15 protein-coding genes are annotated in these 17,518 nt (G+C 54.2%); 14 read left to right on the top strand and 1 reads right to left on the bottom strand.

The window, feature by feature from the left end; translation table 11 throughout:
* Window positions 1-63: 63 nt before the first annotated feature.
* The 7 genes from cmk to TH5_RS09595 all read left to right on the top strand — a co-directional run bounded on the left by cmk (window position 64) and on the right by TH5_RS09595 (window position 6,961).
* Window positions 64-708 carry a (d)CMP kinase gene (gene cmk, locus TH5_RS09625; protein WP_062960212.1) on the top strand — a complete coding sequence of 215 codons (645 nt, stop codon included), beginning with the start codon at window positions 64-66 and terminating at the stop codon, window positions 706-708.
* A gap of 225 nt (window positions 709-933) precedes the next feature.
* A complete protein-coding gene (gene rpsA, locus TH5_RS09620; RefSeq protein ID WP_062949759.1) occupies window positions 934-2,637 on the top strand; it encodes a 30S ribosomal protein S1 in 1,704 nt (567 codons plus the stop codon).
* A 254-nt stretch (window positions 2,638-2,891) separates the two neighbouring features.
* Window positions 2,892-3,815 carry a signal peptide peptidase SppA gene (gene sppA, locus TH5_RS09615; RefSeq protein ID WP_114121680.1) on the top strand — a complete coding sequence of 308 codons (924 nt, stop codon included), beginning with the start codon at window positions 2,892-2,894 and terminating at the stop codon, window positions 3,813-3,815.
* Between the two features lie 73 nt (window positions 3,816-3,888).
* Entirely contained in the window at window positions 3,889-4,164 is a 276-nt protein-coding gene (gene ihfB, locus TH5_RS09610) for an integration host factor subunit beta (protein WP_007088342.1), read from the top strand.
* 190 nt (window positions 4,165-4,354) lie between these two features.
* Window positions 4,355-4,669, top strand: a complete 315-nt coding sequence (locus TH5_RS09605) for a LapA family protein (RefSeq protein WP_114121679.1) — start codon at window positions 4,355-4,357, stop codon at window positions 4,667-4,669.
* Window positions 4,670-4,795: 126 nt separating this feature from the next.
* A complete protein-coding gene (pyrF, locus tag TH5_RS09600; RefSeq protein WP_114121678.1) occupies window positions 4,796-5,518 on the top strand; it encodes an orotidine-5'-phosphate decarboxylase in 723 nt (240 codons plus the stop codon).
* 234 nt (window positions 5,519-5,752) lie between these two features.
* Window positions 5,753-6,961, top strand: coding sequence for an MFS transporter (locus TH5_RS09595; RefSeq protein WP_114121677.1), 1,209 nt, complete (start codon window positions 5,753-5,755; stop codon window positions 6,959-6,961).
* A 90-nt stretch (window positions 6,962-7,051) separates the two neighbouring features.
* Here TH5_RS09595 and TH5_RS09590 read toward each other — a convergent pair whose 3' ends face one another.
* Complete coding sequence (locus tag TH5_RS09590) at window positions 7,052-7,855, bottom strand: TSUP family transporter (protein WP_114121676.1); 804 nt, start codon at window positions 7,853-7,855, stop codon at window positions 7,052-7,054.
* 194 nt (window positions 7,856-8,049) lie between these two features.
* Between TH5_RS09590 and mutM the strand changes: the two genes are divergently transcribed.
* From mutM to gyrB, 7 genes are all read left to right on the top strand, one after another.
* The gene (mutM, locus tag TH5_RS09585) at window positions 8,050-8,889 is read left to right on the top strand and encodes a bifunctional DNA-formamidopyrimidine glycosylase/DNA-(apurinic or apyrimidinic site) lyase (protein WP_114121675.1); all 840 of its coding nucleotides are present in this window, start codon (window positions 8,050-8,052) and stop codon (window positions 8,887-8,889) included.
* A 176-nt stretch (window positions 8,890-9,065) separates the two neighbouring features.
* The gene (locus tag TH5_RS09580; protein WP_037989166.1) at window positions 9,066-9,842 is read left to right on the top strand and encodes an enoyl-CoA hydratase; all 777 of its coding nucleotides are present in this window, start codon (window positions 9,066-9,068) and stop codon (window positions 9,840-9,842) included.
* Between the two features lie 176 nt (window positions 9,843-10,018).
* A complete protein-coding gene (gene rpsT / locus TH5_RS09575; protein ID WP_007088335.1) occupies window positions 10,019-10,279 on the top strand; it encodes a 30S ribosomal protein S20 in 261 nt (86 codons plus the stop codon).
* 392 nt (window positions 10,280-10,671) lie between these two features.
* Window positions 10,672-12,252 (top strand): chromosomal replication initiator protein DnaA, encoded by a 1,581-nt coding sequence (gene dnaA / locus TH5_RS09570; protein ID WP_114121674.1) that lies wholly within the window; start codon window positions 10,672-10,674, stop codon window positions 12,250-12,252.
* Between the two features lie 309 nt (window positions 12,253-12,561).
* Window positions 12,562-13,680, top strand: a complete 1,119-nt coding sequence (dnaN, locus tag TH5_RS09565) for a DNA polymerase III subunit beta (protein WP_114121673.1) — start codon at window positions 12,562-12,564, stop codon at window positions 13,678-13,680.
* Window positions 13,681-13,744: 64 nt separating this feature from the next.
* Window positions 13,745-14,905 carry a DNA replication/repair protein RecF gene (recF, locus tag TH5_RS09560; protein ID WP_114121672.1) on the top strand — a complete coding sequence of 387 codons (1,161 nt, stop codon included), beginning with the start codon at window positions 13,745-13,747 and terminating at the stop codon, window positions 14,903-14,905.
* 19 nt (window positions 14,906-14,924) lie between these two features.
* On the top strand, window positions 14,925-17,384 hold the full coding sequence (gene gyrB / locus TH5_RS09555) for a DNA topoisomerase (ATP-hydrolyzing) subunit B (protein WP_114121671.1): 2,460 nt from the start codon (window positions 14,925-14,927) through the stop codon (window positions 17,382-17,384).
* The last annotated feature ends 134 nt before the right edge of the window (window positions 17,385-17,518 follow it).

Raw genomic sequence — 17,518 nt, 5'->3', positions numbered from 1 at the left:
CTCGTAAAGCCTTTCTTGGCACACAAATATAAGTGACATCAAAACAGATAGGGGCGCCCGCGCATGATCATCGCGATTGACGGACCGGCAGCATCGGGAAAAGGCACTTTGGCACGTCGAGTCGCCGGGGCAATGGACTATGCCTATCTTGATACCGGGCTTTTGTACCGGGCGACGGGGGCAAAGGTTTTGGCGCTTGGGCTTGATCCCTCGGACGAGGATGTGGCGGTCGGGGTGGCCGAAAAACTCGGCGCCAACGATCTTGACGGCCAAGAACTTCGCAGTGAAGAAGTCGGAAATGCAGCATCAAAAGTTGCCGCGATTCCAAGGGTTCGTGCGGTGTTGCTCGATTTTCAACGCAATCTTGCCAGCAGCCCGCCCGGTGGTAAACGGGGTGCCGTTCTTGATGGTCGCGACATCGGGACGGTTGTGTGTCCGGATGCTCCGATCAAGTTCTATCTGACGGCCAGTGTTGAAGAACGTGCAAACCGTCGGTTCAAACAGTTGCAGGAAAAAAATCCCGCTGCTATATACGAGCGCGTTCTCAAGGAGCTTGAAGAACGGGATGCTCGAGACAGTGCGCGGGATGTTGCGCCGCTCAAGATGGCATCGGACGCAATCCACATTGATACGGATCGTCTGAATGCTGATGCGGTGTTTAATGCAGTCATGGCGCATATTCGGACCCATATGGGTGAGAATGACTGATACACGGGCGTTTTAACCGTCAAGCGGCAGAACGATCTCAGGGGTAGCTACCCTAAGGTGAACGACATGTGCGTTCACCTTTTCGTCTATGGAAAACCGTTTGGTTTTCCGCGAACGGGATCGGGACATCGATTGGCAAAAACCCGCCACGATTTTGTGGCAAGACCATCGGATACAACCGATTGGCCGGAATAGTGACGATACACTCGAAAGGAAGTCTCTTTAATGACAACCGCTGAAGAAGCACAATTCTCCACCGGCGAAGATTTCGCCGCCCTGCTGGCCGAAAGCCTCGGTTCTGAAGACGAAGGCTTTATTGGCCGCGTGATGACCGGTACGGTCGTCAAAACCACCGACGACGATGCAATCGTCGATGTGGGTCTGAAGTCCGAAGGCCGCGTGCCGCTCAAAGAATTTGGCGCAGGCGACGTTAATATCGGCGATACCGTTGATGTTTATGTCGATCGCTATGAAAACAAAGATGGCCTGATCGTTCTGTCGCGTGAAAAAGCGCGTCGCGAAGAAGCCTGGGTCGAGCTTGAAAAACAGTTCAACGAAGGCAAACGCGTTGACGGTACCATCTTTGGACGCGTTAAAGGCGGCTTCACTGTTGACCTGTCGGGCGCCGTGGCATTCCTGCCGGGCAGCCAGGTTGACATCCGTCCGGTTCGCGACGTTACCCCGCTGATGAACAATCCGCAGCCGTTCCAGATCCTGAAAATGGATCGTTCGCGCGGTAACATCGTGGTTTCGCGTCGTGCCGTTCTCGAAGAGACCCGTGCTGAACAGCGCGCCGAACTGATCCAGAACCTTCAGGAAGGTCAGGTTCTTGACGGCGTTGTCAAAAACATCACCGATTACGGCGCATTCGTCGATCTCGGCGGTGTTGACGGCCTGCTGCACGTCACCGACATCGCATGGAAGCGTATCAACCATCCGTCTGAAGCACTTCAGATCGGTCAGACCGTCAAGGTTCAGGTTATCCGCTTCAACAGCGAAACCCAGCGTATCTCGCTTGGTATGAAACAGCTCGAAGCTGATCCGTGGGAAGGTGTCGAAGCCAAATACCCGGTCGGTTCGAAATTCGAAGGCCGTGTCACCAACATCACCGATTACGGCGCATTCGTCGAACTCGAAGCTGGTGTCGAAGGTCTGGTCCACGTTTCCGAAATGTCCTGGACCAAGAAAAACATCCACCCGGGCAAAATCGTTTCGACCTCGCAGGAAGTCGAAGTCATGGTGCTCGACGTCGATGCACAGAAACGCCGTATCTCGCTTGGTCTCAAGCAGTGCACCTCGAATCCGTGGGATGCCTTCCTGGCTGCTCATCCGGTCGAGTCCGAGATCGAAGGCGAAGTCAAGAACATCACCGAATTCGGTCTGTTCATTGGCCTTCTGGGTGGTATCGACGGTATGGCTCACCTCTCGGACCTGTCATGGGACCGCGCTGGTGAAGAAGTCATCAAAGAATACAAAAAAGGTGACATCGTCAAAGCCAAGGTTCTTGACGTTGACGTCGAGAAAGAGCGTATCTCGCTTGGCATCAAACAGCTTTCGGGTGACCCGTTCAAAGAAGCCGTTACCGGCATCAAACGCGGTGAAACCGTAACCTGTGAAATCACCGAAGTTAACGACGGTGGTATCGAGGTTGCTGTTGGTGGCACCGATCTTAAAGGCTTCATCCGCAAGGCTGAACTCGCACGTGACCGTTCGGACCAGCGTCCGGAACGTTTCGCGGTTGGCGAGAAAGTCGATGCGCGTGTTACCACGATCGACGCCAAAACCCGCAAGGTTACCCTCTCGGTCAAAGCTCTCGAAGTTGCTGACGAGAAGAAAGCCATGGCGGATTACGGTTCGGCTGACAGCGGTGCATCGCTTGGCGATATTCTCGGCGAAGCACTTCGCAAGAAACAGGAAGGTGCCGAATAAGGCATCTGTTCCTGATCGGACAGGATCTGCTCTGGCAGATCACAAAAACGGGTCGTGCGTTGCACGGCCCGTTTTTTTGTCGCTTTTGTCCAAAATTCCCGGTTTGGACGCGACTTTGCCGCTGCGATGTCATTTTTTAGCGAGAATTTTGATTTCAAACAGTTTTTGTCCTTGCCAAGCGAATGAAGAAAAACCATTTGAAAAGGCAGGTTTTTGAAGCTGTTAGTTCATTACTGAATACCGGGGCGCATTAAATGGCACTTGATGCCGATATCCTTCTTGATCGTCGACGTTTGAAAAAATCGATTTTCCGCTGGCGGGTGCTGGCGGTGGTCGCAATCATCATTGCCATAGTGGTGGCCTTTGCGCGCAGCGGTGCGGACGACGTGGTGTGGGGCAATATTGGCCCGCGCATTGTCGAGGTGAATATCGAAGGGGTGATTACCGAGGATCCCTACCTTCTTGATGCGCTGGAGCAGATTGAGGGAGACAGCGATGTCGCTGGTCTGATCGTCCATATCAACAGCCCTGGCGGTACGATGGTCGGTGGTGAGGCGCTTTTTGAGAGCCTGCGCAGGATTGGTGAAACCCGTCCGATCGTTGCCGAAATGGGAACTGTTGCCGCGTCTGGTGGTTACATGGCGGCAATTGCCGCTGACCACATCATCGCACATCGCGGAACAGTTACCGGATCGATCGGTGTGATTTTCCAGTCAATGAATTTTACCGGCACATTGGAAAAACTCGGTGTGGAGCCGCTGACGGTTAAAAGCGGGCCGCTTAAAGCCGTTCCGAACCCGTTTGAGCCGACAGATGATGCCGCGCGAACGGCTATGGAAAGCCTGATTTCAGACATGTTTGGCGTGTTTGTCGACATGGTTGCCGATCGACGCGGTATGGATACCGAAACCGTGCGTCAACTGGCCGATGGCCGGGTTTATACCGGTCAGCAGGCTGTTGCCAATGGCCTGATCGACGAGATTGGTGGTCGTCGCGAAGCTTTGCGCTGGCTGCAGGACGAAATGGGAGTATCTCCGGATGCGGCAGTCGTGCCGCTTGAAATTGATTATCCGGAAGACTCCCTCATGACGGCATTGTTCGAAGGGAATATCGGAAAAATGCTGTCATCTGAGGGGCTTAAACTTGACGGTTTGCTGACTGTCTGGCAACCTGAGTGAAAGCGCCGACGTGACGTAATCTAACCTTTGGTTGATTGGATATCTGTCAGAACGAACAGGATGGGGCCTGAATATGACAAAATCAGAACTGATCGCCCGGCTGGCCGAGATGAACCCTCATCTGTATCAGCGCGATGTTGAGCGGATCGTGGCGACGATCTTTGACGAAATTACCGAGGCGCTGGCACGCGGGGATCGTGTCGAGCTGCGTGGTTTTGGCGCATTTTCCGTAAAGCAGCGTGATTCTCGGGTCGGACGCAATCCGCGGACCGGTGAAGCCGTACCTGTGGGCGAGAAAAAGGTTCCCTATTTCAAAACCGGCAAGCAGTTGCGCGAACGTCTTAACTGATTGCGGACCATTTGATCGGCTTGCTGTTGGCCTGTGAACTGCGCTAAACCAGTCTTGTGGAAATTCTGCAGGGTGGTTGCGAATTCATTTGCTCATGTCTCCGTTTGACCATATCGGGTCCATCCGCCGGTTTCGGCTGGTGTGTGGGCTATGATCCCTGCCTTTTTGCCTGCTGGCACGAGGAGTTGAAATGCGCATTCTTTACTGGATCATTTCCATCCCGCTTGCGATCCTGATTGCGATTTTCGCCGTGTCGAACCGGGCGCTGGTGACACTTTCATTGTGGCCGTTGCCTTATGAGGTCGATATGCCGCTTTTCCTGCCGATCATGGTAGCACTGTTGATCGGGCTTGGTATCGGGTTGACCTATGAATGGCTGGTACACGGCAAACATCGTCGTGCAGTCAAGCGTATGGATAGCGAATTGCGGCGGTTGCGTCCGGAAGATACCGGCAGCAACACTTCGAGTGATCACAAGGCGATCAGTCAGCAGAATGCGTCCTGATAGGGAAAACCGGCAAAGGTTGTGCCAATTCGGGATTGGTATTTCGGGTAAAATCGGCTAAGCCATGCCCGGTCCGTCGCATCTTCGTGGGCCGATGATGAAATTCCAGCCCCGCCGGAGGACACCATGGCCGATAAGCTTGCCCCGCACGACCGCATTTTTTGTGCTTTCGATACCACTGATCTTGCTCATGCAATTGATCTGGCTTCAAATCTGTCCGGGGTGATTGGCGGCGCGAAGCTTGGTAAGGAATTCTTTGCAGCCCACGGCCCACAAGGTGTCCGCGAAGTCTCCAAAGCCGGATTGCCGATTTTTCTGGACGTCAAATATCACGACATTCCCAACACGGTTGCCGGTGCCATTCGCGCTGTAACGCCACTTGGTCTCAAGATCGTGAACGTTCATGCGACGGGTGGACTTGAAATGATGAAGCGTGCCGCGGAAGCCGCACGTGAGGCTGCGCTCAAGGCTGGTGTTAATGTCCCGTGGATGATTGCGGTAACGGTCCTGACCAGCCTTGATCAGGATGATCTTGATGATGTCGGTTTGGCAGGGCCGATCAGCGAGCGTGTCGTCAAACTTGCCGAACTGACCCAAAAGGCTGGTCTGGACGGCGTTGTCTGTTCTGCACAGGAAATTGCCGCAGTGCGTGCTGCCTGTGGACCGGAGTTCAAATTGATCACGCCAGGTATTCGTCCGAACTGGTCAAGTTCTGATGATCAAAAGCGTATCGTCACACCGCGTGATGCTGTTGCGATGGGTACGGATGTGATGGTGATCGGGCGTCCGATTACCAAGGCCGACGATCCGGTAACAGCTGCAAAACGTATCGTTGACGAACTTTCCTGATCCGGATTTATCCGTTTTGTTTTTCTGGCAGGCCCGGTGTGCAACCGGGCCTGTTTCAGTTGTGACGGGATTGCATAGTTTTCATGCCAATTTTGCGATGGTGAAATTTGTGCGCTGCACGCAAAATTGAATCGTTTCAATTTTCGGTCGGTTCAAGCGTTTCGGAAATCTCCCGAAATCCTGTCACCCGCCATTATCCCGCATTGGTGCCTGGCACCCTTGGACGTATCGATCATGACAGCTGCTGTTGCCCGCACAGGTTTCTTTGGAAACCTTCCGATCCTTGCTCTCGCCCTTGCATCCTTCGGGATCGGGACGACCGAGTTTGTCATTATGGGCTTGTTGCCGGATGTGGCGGCCGATCTTGGTGTCAGCATTCCCGATGCCGGGTTGCTGGTAACAGGTTATGCGCTGGGTGTTACGTTTGGTGCGCCGTTCCTTGCGATTGCAACGTCCAAAATGGATCGTCGGCATGCTTTGATGATGCTCATCGCGATTTTCATCATTGGCAATTTCCTGTGCGCGATTGCACCGGATTACTGGCTTCTGATGGCGGCCCGTGTGGTGACAGCCTTCTGTCATGGAGCGTTCTTTGGTCTTGGCGCGGTGGTTGCAGCTAACCTTGTTGCACCGCATAAACGGGTTCAGGCCATTGCCCTGATGTTTTCGGGGCTTACTCTTGCCAATGTGTTGGGGGTTCCGTTCGGCACAGCTCTTGGTCAGGAGCTGGGTTGGCGTTCGACTTTCTGGGCGGTTGTTGGGATCGGTATGATTGCGGCTGTCGCGCTTTATTTCTGTTTGCCACGCAAGATCGCGGTGACGGGTGGTAGTTTGATGGCGGAAGCCCGTGCGCTGCTTAAAACCCAGGTTATATTTGCCATGCTGATCAGTGTTCTGGCCGCGGCCAGCATGTTCAGCGTGTTTACCTATATCACTCCGATGCTGCAGAATATCACCGGCATTTCGGCGCGACAGGTAACCTATGTGCTGTTGCTGTTCGGCGCAGGTTTGACGATTGGCAACTATATCGGTGGCCGTCTGGGTGATTGGCGCCTGATGCCCGCGATCATTGCGACGTTTGTTCTGCTGATTGCGATACTGGTCGTATTTGCTGAAACGATCACCAATGTGATCCCGGCTGTGGCAACGGTTTTTGTCTGGGGTGTGGTTTCCTTTGCACTGGTGTCCCCCCTTCAGATGCGGGTGGTCAACGAAGCGACCGATGCACCGAACCTTGCGTCGACCCTTAATCAGGGGGCATTCAATCTGGGTAATGCTGCGGGTGCCTGGTTTGGTGGTATCGCAATTACACAGGGCGTTTCCTATCAGGATATCCCTTGGCTTGGCGCGGGAATTGCCGTGATCGCGTTGCTGTTTTCGATCTGGAGCCACCTGATTGACCGCCCTGACGAAGTCTTCATCGAGACGACTGCCAGTGCCTGAATGAATTGAATGTCAAAAAAACAAAGCCCGCCGGACAATGTCGCGGTGGGCTTTGTTTGCTGATTGCTTGGGAATGGGGAAACCGGGTTTCTATCCGATCCAGACCCGCATTTGATCCCAATACTGGCTGATGGTGCTGCCATACTGATCGATGATCAGCTTGATCGAAATGGCAATCGAGGTCACAACCAGAAGCGGCCGCACCAGCCTTGCACCGACTTTCATCACCAGATGAGATCCGATCTGGGCCCCGATCAATGAGCCGACAGCCATGACAAGGCCGATCATCCAGACAACTTCGCCCCCTGCGATGAACATCACAAGCGATGCGAAATTTGATGTGAAGTTCAGAACTTTGGTGTGGGCCGTTGCCTTTGTCATGTTGAAACCAAGCAAAGCAACAAAAGCGATGGAAAAGAACGATCCGGTACCCGGTCCGAAAAAGCCATCGTAAAAGCCGATACCAAAGCCTGCGGTAAAGGCAAAGACGGACTTGCTGATGATCTGATGGGCATCAATGTCACCAACGCGCGGCGAGAAAAGGAAATAAAGCGCAATCAGTATCAACAGCGCCGGAAGGATTTTAAGAAGGATGCTGGCATCAAGCATCTGTACCAGCACGGTGCCAAGTGCCGATCCGGCAAATGTCAGGACAATCGCCAGCACCATATCTCGCGGATCAACATAACCCTTGCGGATAAAGTTGATTGAAGATGTCAGGCTGCCAAAGCTGCCCTGCAGCTTGTTGGTTGCCAAAGCCTGTGCCGGGGTAATACCTGCCCAAAGCAGGGCCGGGATGGTAATCAATCCGCCACCGCCGGCAATTGAATCAACCATGCCAGCGAAGGCTGCGACAGCAAAAAGTATCAGTAAAAGATCAACGCCAAATTCCATTGACTGAAATCCTGTGGATGGCACGTAAGGTGGGGCAGACGGGCCGGGTGGCAATAAACGGCGCAATCATATGTACTTGGCGTTCATCGTCCATTGTTACTTTGTAATGGCGACAATGTTGTATGGTGTGCCGACTTGCCAATCACCGGGCCGGGTTCTAGATATGTTTCTCCTTTCATTTTGCGAGTTTCCAGATGCCCGAATTACCTGAAGTCGAAACGGTGACACGCGGTCTGACGCCGGTGATGGAAGGGTTTGTCGTTGATCATGTTGTTCAGCGCCGCCCGAACCTGCGTTTTCCGTTTCCGGAAAACTTTGTGGGGCGCATGGCAGGACGCCGGATCAATCAACTGACCCGTCGGGCAAAGTATATTCTGGGCTATCTGGATGACGGGCAGGTTCTGCTGGTTCATCTGGGAATGTCCGGCCGAATGACGATTTTTGATAATCCTGTCGTGGGGGTTCCGGCTCCGGCAAAGCATGATCATGTCGATTTTGTCATGCAGGGGGGCGCTGTGGTCCGGTTTACCGATCCCCGCCGGTTTGGCGTCATCACCCTGATTGCGGCTAACGAGGTTGCAACCCACAAGATGCTGGCTGGCATCGGGCCGGAGCCATTGGGTAACAGTTTCAACGCCGCCGTCCTGGCCGCAGGAATCGCCAGACGGGCAAGCCCGATCAAGACTATGTTGCTTGATCAGCGACTGGTCGCAGGGCTTGGCAATATATATGTGTGCGAAGCATTGTTCCGGTCGGGCATCGCACCGGACCGTCTGGCCAAGGATTTGAAACAGGACGAGATCGAACGTCTTTATCGTGAAATCCGTTTGGTTCTTGAGGACGCGATTGCCGCCGGTGGGTCCAGCCTTAAAGATCATCGTCAGGCCAATGGCGAGCTGGGTTATTTCCAGCACAGCTTCCGGGTTTATGGTCGGGAAGGCGAAAGCTGCACCGCGGATGGCTGCGAAAGCGTCGTGGGCAGGATTGTTCAGGCTGGTCGATCAACCTTCTTCTGCCCTACCTGCCAGAAATAGGCGTTTTGCATTTCCTGTTGCTGGAAATGCGTGTGACAGAATTCGGATAATCCGGTGATTCTGTCGGGTCCGGTTGCGGCTTGGAAATAAAATCGGTAAAACAGTATCAAAATATGGTTTCGACCGAATCGGACCGCAAATGTAAGCGGATAGATTCCCGACAAAGGATTACTAGCATGTCTTACGAGAACATCATTGCCGAGGTGAAGGGTAATGTCGGCCTGATCACCCTTAATCGTCCCCAGGCGCTGAACGCACTTTGTGCGGCACTGATTACCGATATCGGTGAAGCGCTTGATCAGTTCGAAAATGATGAAAACATTCGCGCCATCGTCATTACCGGATCGGAACGGGCCTTTGCCGCCGGGGCCGACATCAAGGAAATGGCCGATTACGATTACATGGATGTTTATAAGAACGACTTCATTACCAAGGGCTGGACGCGGGTGGCAAGCTGCCGCAAGCCGGTTATTGCCGCCGTAGCGGGCTTTGCGCTTGGCGGCGGTTGTGAGCTTGCGATGATGTGCGACATCATTCTTGCGGCTGACACCGCAAAGTTTGGCCAGCCCGAAATCACCATCGGAACCATCCCCGGTGCGGGCGGGACCCAACGCCTTACTCGCGCCATTGGCAAATCCAAGGCAATGGAAATGTGTCTTACCGGTCGAATGATGGATGCAGAGGAAGCTGAACGTTCGGGACTCGTTGCGCGAGTCGTCCCGGCCGACTCGCTTTTGGAAGAAGCCATGAAACTGGCCGATAAAATCGCTTCTTTCTCTGGCCCCGTTTCAATGAAGGTCAAAGAAAGTGTCAGCAAGTCCTATGAAATGACCCTGACCGAAGGGCTGATGTTTGAACGTCGCGAATTCCATTCGACCTTTGCCCTTGATGACCGTGCAGAAGGCATGAAAGCCTTTTCTGAAAAGAGAAAACCGGACTTCAAGCATCGTTGAGTCTGATGGCTTATTGCCCCGATACCGGCGATGTATTGCTGCCCGGTAGCAGTCAAGAGTCGTAAACCGCGGAAATTCACCGGGATTGGAGGTATCGGGGGTTGACGAGGGTTTCCGACGGAGCTATAAGCCGCGCTCCGAATTACGTAACATTTGTTTTAAGAGACAGGTTCGCAATGGCTCACCATAAATCGGCCAAGAAGCGCATTCGCCGCAACGCCGCACGTGCAGAAGTTAATGGTGCACGCATCGGTCGCATTCGTACCTTCGTTAAGAAGGTCGAGGCTGCGCTGAACGTTGGCGACAAAGATGCTGCTCTGGCTGCGCTGAAAATTGCAGAGCCGGAAATGGCGCGTGGCGCGCAGCTCGGCGTTCTGCATAAGAACACCGTCGCTCGCAAGGTCTCGCGTCTGACCGCTCGCGTCAAAGCGCTCTAATTTATCCCTTACGGGATGGCGAGTCGAAGGCCGTGCTTGTAGCACGGCCTTTTCGCTGCCCGGATTTCGTCGAATCACCTTTTGTTCCTTGGTTGCGGCATCGCAAAAAACCGCACAAACAAAGGACTGTTTTGGTGCCGAAATCCTTTTAACGTTCTGTTAAAGATCGCCTTGCCTGATGTGGATCGCATCAGTACAGTGTTTTGACTTCGCTGGCCGCGCAACGCGGCGAAAGACGAAGAACCAAAAAACAAAAGGCGCGAGTACGCTTCCAAGACTTGGTGGAAGACAGGCGTGTTGGTCATGTTCGTGATCAACGCGGGCGAGTACTTTTTTGTCTTTCGCGTTTTGTTTGGTAGTGAAGATTGATTAAGCGGGGAAAGGTTCTAACAGTGCAGCACGCCGTTAGGGGAACGCAATCGGCACTCGGGGAGTCCAACGGGGGGATTCCGGGTGACCAGCAGGCGGCGCTAGACGATCACGCGAAAGCGACATGGCAGGTTGTCCGCGAAAAACTTCGGTCGGAGTTTGGCGCGACTGCTTATCGCTATTGGCTTGATCCCGTCGCATTGATCGCTGTCGAAGCCGGAGTTGCACGTCTTGGTGCGCCAACGCGTGCAATGCGTGACTGGGTGACCCAGCACTATCTGGATCGTATTCAGTCCTTCTGGCATTCCGAGGACGAGAACATCCATTTTGTCGAGATCGTTGTTGTTCAACCGGCAAATGGTAACGGTCAGAAAGGTACGCCTTCTTCCTCTGCTTCGAACTCAGGCCCCCAGTCTGGCAATGGCAACGCGCATGGTCGCATCAGCGGCGATGTCGCGCGACTGGACAAGGTCGTAAACGAGGCGACTGGCGCAGAAGGTTCCAGCCCATCCTATGCAGGCAATGCTAAAGGTCTGGTTTCCGGCGGTCGCAAGGCAATTGGCACTATGTCCGATGACGGCATATCGGCCGCCCTTGATCCCCGTTATACCTTCGACAATTTCGTGATCGGCAAGCCGAATGAATTTGCCTATGCGGCAGCACGCCGTTTGGCAGAGGCCGAATCGGTGCCTTTCAACCCGCTGTTCCTTTATGGCGGTGTCGGTCTTGGTAAAACCCACCTTATGCATGCAATTGCGTGGCACATTCGTCGCACCCAGCCGCATCGCACGGTGATTTACCTGTCGGCTGAAAAATTCATGTATCGGTTTATCCGGGCCCTGCGTGACAAAAACACCGTCGATTTCAAGGATCAGTTCCGGTCCGTTGATGTGCTGATGGTCGATGACGTTCAGTTCATTTCGGGCAAGGACTCGACCCAGGAAGAATTCTTCCACACCTTCAACGCGCTGGTGGATCAGGGCCGTCAGATCATTGTGTCGGCTGACAAGTCACCCTCTGACCTTGAGGATATCGAGGAACGCCTGCGTTCGCGTCTTGGCTCCGGCCTTGTTGCCGATATTCATGCCACGACCTATGAACTGCGTTTGGGTATTCTCGAATCGAAGGCAGAGCGTCAGAATATCGAATTGCCGCAGCGCGTGATGGAGTTTCTGGCCCACAAGATCACCGCGAACGTGCGTGAACTTGAAGGTGCGCTGAACCGCGTCATTGCCCATGCGCAGCTCGTCGGGCGTGAAATCAGTCTCGAGATGGTTCAGGACGTGCTGCACGATGTCCTGCGCGCATCCGAACGCCGGGTTTCGATTGAGGAAATCCAGAAAAAAGTTGCTGAGCATTTCAATATCAAGGTCTCGGACATGCATTCCGCCCGTCGCGCCCGGGCAGTTGCCCGCCCGCGTCAGGTCGCGATGTATCTGTCCAAGCAATTGACGACGCATTCCCTGCCGGAAATTGGGCGCAAATTCGGTGGTCGTGATCACACGACCGTCATGCATGCGGTTCGCAAGATCGAAGAACTGCATGTAAGCGATCCGTCGCTGTCCGAGGACATCGACCTGCTGCGTCGTATGCTTGAAGGCTGATTACGGCTTGAAAATAAGGTGCGGGTCACGGTCTAGGGGCGGTGACCCGTTCTGATTTCGGTCGGATTTTTGCAGTGAGCAATGGGCTGAAAATCAGGCACCGCGCGGGGTTCCGCCTTTTGCGCGCATTGGGTGGGAAAATATACAACGACTCGTTTTGTTTGCTTGGGTTTCAGTCGTAAAAATCCTTCGATTTCCTGACATGCATGTTATAATGCGCCTGCCTTGTCCGAAAGGGTGGGGTAAAAGCGACAAAACCGATTATAAATCAATTTGTTAAACCAATACTGACAGACGGATAGGACGGGCATGAAGCTGACCATTGAACGCGCGGCTCTGTTGAAATCTTTGACCCATGTTCAAAGTGTGGTCGAACGGCGCAATACCATTCCGATACTGTCCAATATTTTGCTGCGGGCAGAGAATGATCAGCTGTCTTTGACTGCAACGGATATGGATCTGGAGGTGATTGAAACCACCACTGCAGAAGTCAGTGAAGCCGGTGCAACCACCACCCCCGCCCATACCCTTTACGAGATTGTCCGCAAACTGCCGGAAGGCTCTCAGGTACAAATCGCGCTGGAGCCGGGTGCAGGGCGTCTTACCCTGTCGGCAGGTCGTTCGAAATTCAATCTGGCCGTTCTTCCGGTTGATGATTTCCCGGTAATGTCTGGCGGCGATCTTCCGGTCAGCTTTGGCCTTGCTGCGGCCGAGCTTCGCGGTCTGATTGATCGTGCCGAATTTGCGATTTCGACCGAAGAAACCCGTTACTATCTGAATGGTATCTATTTCCATGCGACCGACGCCGAAGGAACCAAAATCCTGCGCGCGGTTGCAACCGATGGCCATCGTCTGGCACGCGTCGAAGCACCGCTTCCTGATGGGGCTGAAAACATGCCGGGCGTTATTGTGCCACGCAAAACCGTTGGCGAATTGCGCAAGCTGATCGAGGAAACCGGCGAAGCGGTCGATATCGCCATGTCCGACACCAAAATTCGCTTTGGTTTTGGCAAGGCAGTGCTGACCTCCAAGCTGATTGACGGCACCTTCCCGGATTACGAGCGTGTTATTCCGTCTGGCAATGACAAGACGCTCGATATCGAGTGCAAAGCCTTTGCCGATGCTGTTGATCGCGTTTCCGCAATTTCGATCGAAAAATCGCGTGCGGTCAAAGTCGTCATGTCGGGGAATACCCTGACCCTTTCCGCGTCGAGCCCGGAACACGGAACCGCATCCGAGGAACTCGAAATCAATTATGATGCCGACGACATCGAAATCGGTTTCAATTCGCGTTATTTGCTCGATATTGCCAAGCAGGTAAAGGGTGACACCCTGAACCTTTTGATGTCAGACGGGTCATCACCAACCATTTTGCGTGATACCGATGATCTTTCGGCATTGTATGTTCTGATGCCGATGCGCGTCTGACGGTTAGCGCACTTTTGCTGTGGCTGTTCTTGCCCATAATCTTCCACCCCAAGACGGTACGTCCATGACGAACCGTCTTGCCGTTTCCCGTATACAGCTGGGTGATTTTCGGTGCTACGAAAGTCTGCGCCTGTCGCTTGACGCGGCACCCGTGGTTTTGACCGGCCCGAACGGGGCCGGAAAAACCAACCTGCTTGAAGCGGTGTCGCTTCTGTCGCCGGGAAGCGGCTTAAGACGGGCCAAGCTGGGCGAGATATCGCGCAGGGTCCCCGGTGAAGAAGAGGATAACGTAAGGGCATGGGCTGTATCGGCACAGCTGACCACGCCGGATGGTGATTATCAAGTCGGATCCGGCCTTGATCCTGCGGCTCTTGCGCAGGGGCGCGAAAAACGGGCTGTGCGTATTGATGGTGAAAACCAGCGTGGGCAGGCGTCACTGGGGCGGGTTTGTGCCGCGGTTTGGCTGACGCCGCAAATGGATCGTCTGTTTCTGGATGGCCCTTCGGCGCGCCGCCGTTTTCTGGATCGGCTGGTTTACGGCCTTGATCCCGAACATAGCAGCCGGGTAGCGGCCTATGAGCACAGCCTGCGCAGCCGGGCCAAGCTTTTGAAAGAAGGCAAAGGGGACGACAAGTGGCTGGCCTCGATCGAGGATTCGATGGTTCGCCACGGAATTGCCGTAGCGGTTGCACGTGCTGAGTTGCTGGCAAAGCTTGGCCGCGCCGGAACAATGGTTGTTGGACCGTTTCCGGCAGCGAGACTTGCGCTTGCTGGGGATCTTGAAAACTGGCTGGAACAGCTACCGGCGATTGAGGTTGAAGACAGGATGCGGGCGGCATTGCGCGATGGACGCTCACGCGATGCCACCTATGGCGGGGCTTCCGTCGGACCGCAACGCAGTGATTTGCTGGTATGGCATGATGCCAAAAACCAGTCGGCAGATCAGTGTTCGACGGGCGAACAAAAGGCCCTGCTGCTATCGATGATAATGGCCAATACCCGCTTGCAAACCAAGGCACGCGGTGCAGGCCCATTGCTGTTGCTTGACGAGGTTGTGGCGCATCTGGATGCAGAACGTCGCCGCTACCTGTTTGATGAAATCGTGGCGCTTGGCGTCCAGGCCTGGATGACAGGCACGGACCGGGCGCTGTTTGAAGGTTTGGACGGACGTGCGCAATTCTTCCGCGTGGAAGATGCCACACTTACCGCTGAAACCACTCCGTGAATGCCGAGGTTGTGACGCTATGACCAACGAAACAGAAGCTCCGAAAACCGCCGAACAGCAGGCGCAGGATTACGGTGCAGAATCGATCAAGGTTCTCAAGGGCCTTGAAGCGGTGCGTAAACGCCCGGGCATGTATATCGGCGATACCGATGATGGCAGCGGCCTGCATCATATGATCTATGAAGTCGTCGATAACGCGATTGACGAGGCACTGGGCGGGTATTGCGATACCGTCTGGGTGCAGCTGAACGGTGATGGGTCGGCAACGATCCGCGATAACGGCCGTGGCATCCCGACCGATCTGCACAAGGAAGAAGGCGTTTCTGCAGCCGAGGTCATCATGACCCAGCTGCATGCCGGTGGTAAGTTTGACCAGAACTCCTATAAGGTTTCTGGCGGTCTGCATGGCGTGGGTGTGTCGGTCGTGAACGCCCTGTCGACTTTGCTGAAACTGCGCATCTGGCGCAACGGCAAGGAACATTACATGGAATTTTCCGGGGGCGATGCGATCAAGCCCCTGGAGATTGTCGGTGATGCGCCAATGACAGCAGAGGGCAAGCCGCTCACCGGGACCGAAGTTACCTTCTATCCGGATGCCGAAATTTTCACGATGACCGAGTTCAACCTGCCGACGCTTGAACATCGTCTGCGCGAATTGGCCTTCCTGAACTCTGGCGTGATTCTGACGCTGCGTGACGAACGCCATGGTGAGCCGGTTGAAACCAAGCTGCATTATGAGGGCGGTATTCGTGCCTTTGTCGAATATCTCGACCGTAACAAGGCACCGCAGATCGAAGAACCGATTGCCATTGTGGGTGAAAAAGACGGTATTACCGTTGAAGTTTCCCTGCAGTGGAATGACAGCTATCACGAAACCACGCTGTGCTTTACCAACAACATTCCGCAGCGTGATGGCGGAACCCACATGGCCGGTTTCCGTGCGGCCCTGACCCGTCAGATCAACTCCTATGCGCAGGAAAGCGGGATTGTGAAGAAGGAAAAGGTCAGTCTTTCGGGTGACGATGCCCGTGAAGGTCTGACCTGTGTGATTTCGGTCAAGGTACCGGATCCGAAATTCTCGTCCCAGACCAAGGATAAGCTGGTTTCGTCCGAAGTCCGTCCGGTTGTCGAAAACATCGTGAACGACAGGCTTCAGCAGTGGCTGGAAGAGCACCCGCAGGATGCACGTAAAATCGTCACCAAAGTCGTCGAGGCCGCATCGGCACGCGAAGCGGCGCGTAAGGCTCGTGAACTGACCCGTCGTAAAGGCGCGCTTGATATCTCGTCCCTGCCCGGCAAGCTTGCCGATTGTCAGGAACGCGATGCGTCCAAAGCCGAACTGTTCATCGTGGAGGGTGATTCCGCAGGTGGATCGGCCAAACAGGGCCGTGAACGAGGTTTCCAGGCAATCCTGCCATTGCGGGGTAAAATCCTGAACGTTGAGCGTGCGCGTTTTGATAAAATGCTTTCAAGTCAGGAAATCGGCACACTGATTACCGCCCTTGGCACCGGGATCGGTCGCGACGATTTCAATATTGAAAAAACGCGTTACCACAAAATCATCATCATGACTGACGCCGACGTCGATGGTGCGCATATCCGAACCCTGCTTCTGACCTTCTTCTACCGTCAGATGCCGGAACTGGTTGAACGCGGATATCTCTATATCGCACAACCGCCGCTTTATCGCGCCAAACGCGGTAACTCGGTCCAGTACCTCAAAGATGATCGCGAGATGGAACAATACCTGACCGCGCAGGGGACCGAAGATGCGTTGCTGACGCTCAGCGGTGGTGTTCAGGTTGCTGGCCCGGATCTGGTCCGCATTGTCGAACTGGCGCGCAAGGCCAAGGGGTTGCTTGAGCCGCTTTCGCTGAAACTGCCTATCTCGGTTCTCGAGCAGGCTGTCTTGGCGGGTGCCTTGAACCCGGCATTGCTTGATGATGATGCCAAACGTCAGGAAGCGGCCAATACGCTTGCCGGTCGTCTTGATCTTCTGTCGGAAGATTTTGATCGCGGCTGGAAGGGCGAAGCATCCCAGGATGAGATCGTCATGTGGCGTATGCTGCGTGGGGTTGAGGAACGCTATGTTATCGACGGCAATATTCTGCGTTCAGCCGAAAGCCGTGCGATTGCCGGCCTGCTTGGTGAGTTGCGCGAGCTGTTCGAAAATGGTGCCGAGTTTGGTGCGAAGGACAAGGTCTGGAAAATCAGTGGCCCGGTCGATCTGGTCAATGCGGTGATGGAATATGGCCGTCGAGGTATTTCGATCCAGCGCTATAAAGGTCTGGGTGAAATGAACCCGGATCAGCTTTGGGAAACCACCCTTGACCCGAATGTCCGTTCGCTCCTTCAGGTGCGTGTTGATCACGCGGACGAGGCAGAAGAAGTCTTCTCTACCCTGATGGGTGATGTCGTTGAGCCGCGTCGCGATTTTATTCAGTCCAATGCGCTTAAAGTTGCCAATCTCGACGTATAACTGGCATCAAATGTGAATTGACGCATAAAATTAGAACTTGTGACGTGTAATGTTAGAAAGCCGGAGGTATTGCCTCCGGCTTTCTTTGTTATTTTCGGGAGTATCTCGACCTATTCTCGGAGATGGTAGATACG

It is taken from the genome of Thalassospira xianhensis MCCC 1A02616, assembly GCF_003326475.1.
In the GTDB taxonomy this organism is placed as follows: domain Bacteria; phylum Pseudomonadota; class Alphaproteobacteria; order Rhodospirillales; family Thalassospiraceae; genus Thalassospira; species Thalassospira xianhensis.
This window is presented reverse-complemented; position numbering and strand designations above follow the sequence as displayed.

Coding starts and splice junctions, on each gene's coding strand:
- cmk (WP_062960212.1), top strand. CDS start 64: ATGATCATCGCGATTGACGGACCGGCAGCATCGGGAAAAGGCACTTTG.
- rpsA (WP_062949759.1), top strand. CDS start 934: ATGACAACCGCTGAAGAAGCACAATTCTCCACCGGCGAAGATTTCGCC.
- sppA (WP_114121680.1), top strand. CDS start 2,892: ATGGCACTTGATGCCGATATCCTTCTTGATCGTCGACGTTTGAAAAAA.
- ihfB (WP_007088342.1), top strand. CDS start 3,889: ATGACAAAATCAGAACTGATCGCCCGGCTGGCCGAGATGAACCCTCAT.
- TH5_RS09605 (WP_114121679.1), top strand. CDS start 4,355: ATGCGCATTCTTTACTGGATCATTTCCATCCCGCTTGCGATCCTGATT.
- pyrF (WP_114121678.1), top strand. CDS start 4,796: ATGGCCGATAAGCTTGCCCCGCACGACCGCATTTTTTGTGCTTTCGAT.
- TH5_RS09595 (WP_114121677.1), top strand. CDS start 5,753: ATGACAGCTGCTGTTGCCCGCACAGGTTTCTTTGGAAACCTTCCGATC.
- TH5_RS09590 (WP_114121676.1), bottom strand. CDS start 7,855: ATGGAATTTGGCGTTGATCTTTTACTGATACTTTTTGCTGTCGCAGCC.
- mutM (WP_114121675.1), top strand. CDS start 8,050: ATGCCCGAATTACCTGAAGTCGAAACGGTGACACGCGGTCTGACGCCG.
- TH5_RS09580 (WP_037989166.1), top strand. CDS start 9,066: ATGTCTTACGAGAACATCATTGCCGAGGTGAAGGGTAATGTCGGCCTG.
- rpsT (WP_007088335.1), top strand. CDS start 10,019: ATGGCTCACCATAAATCGGCCAAGAAGCGCATTCGCCGCAACGCCGCA.
- dnaN (WP_114121673.1), top strand. CDS start 12,562: ATGAAGCTGACCATTGAACGCGCGGCTCTGTTGAAATCTTTGACCCAT.
- recF (WP_114121672.1), top strand. CDS start 13,745: ATGACGAACCGTCTTGCCGTTTCCCGTATACAGCTGGGTGATTTTCGG.
- gyrB (WP_114121671.1), top strand. CDS start 14,925: ATGACCAACGAAACAGAAGCTCCGAAAACCGCCGAACAGCAGGCGCAG.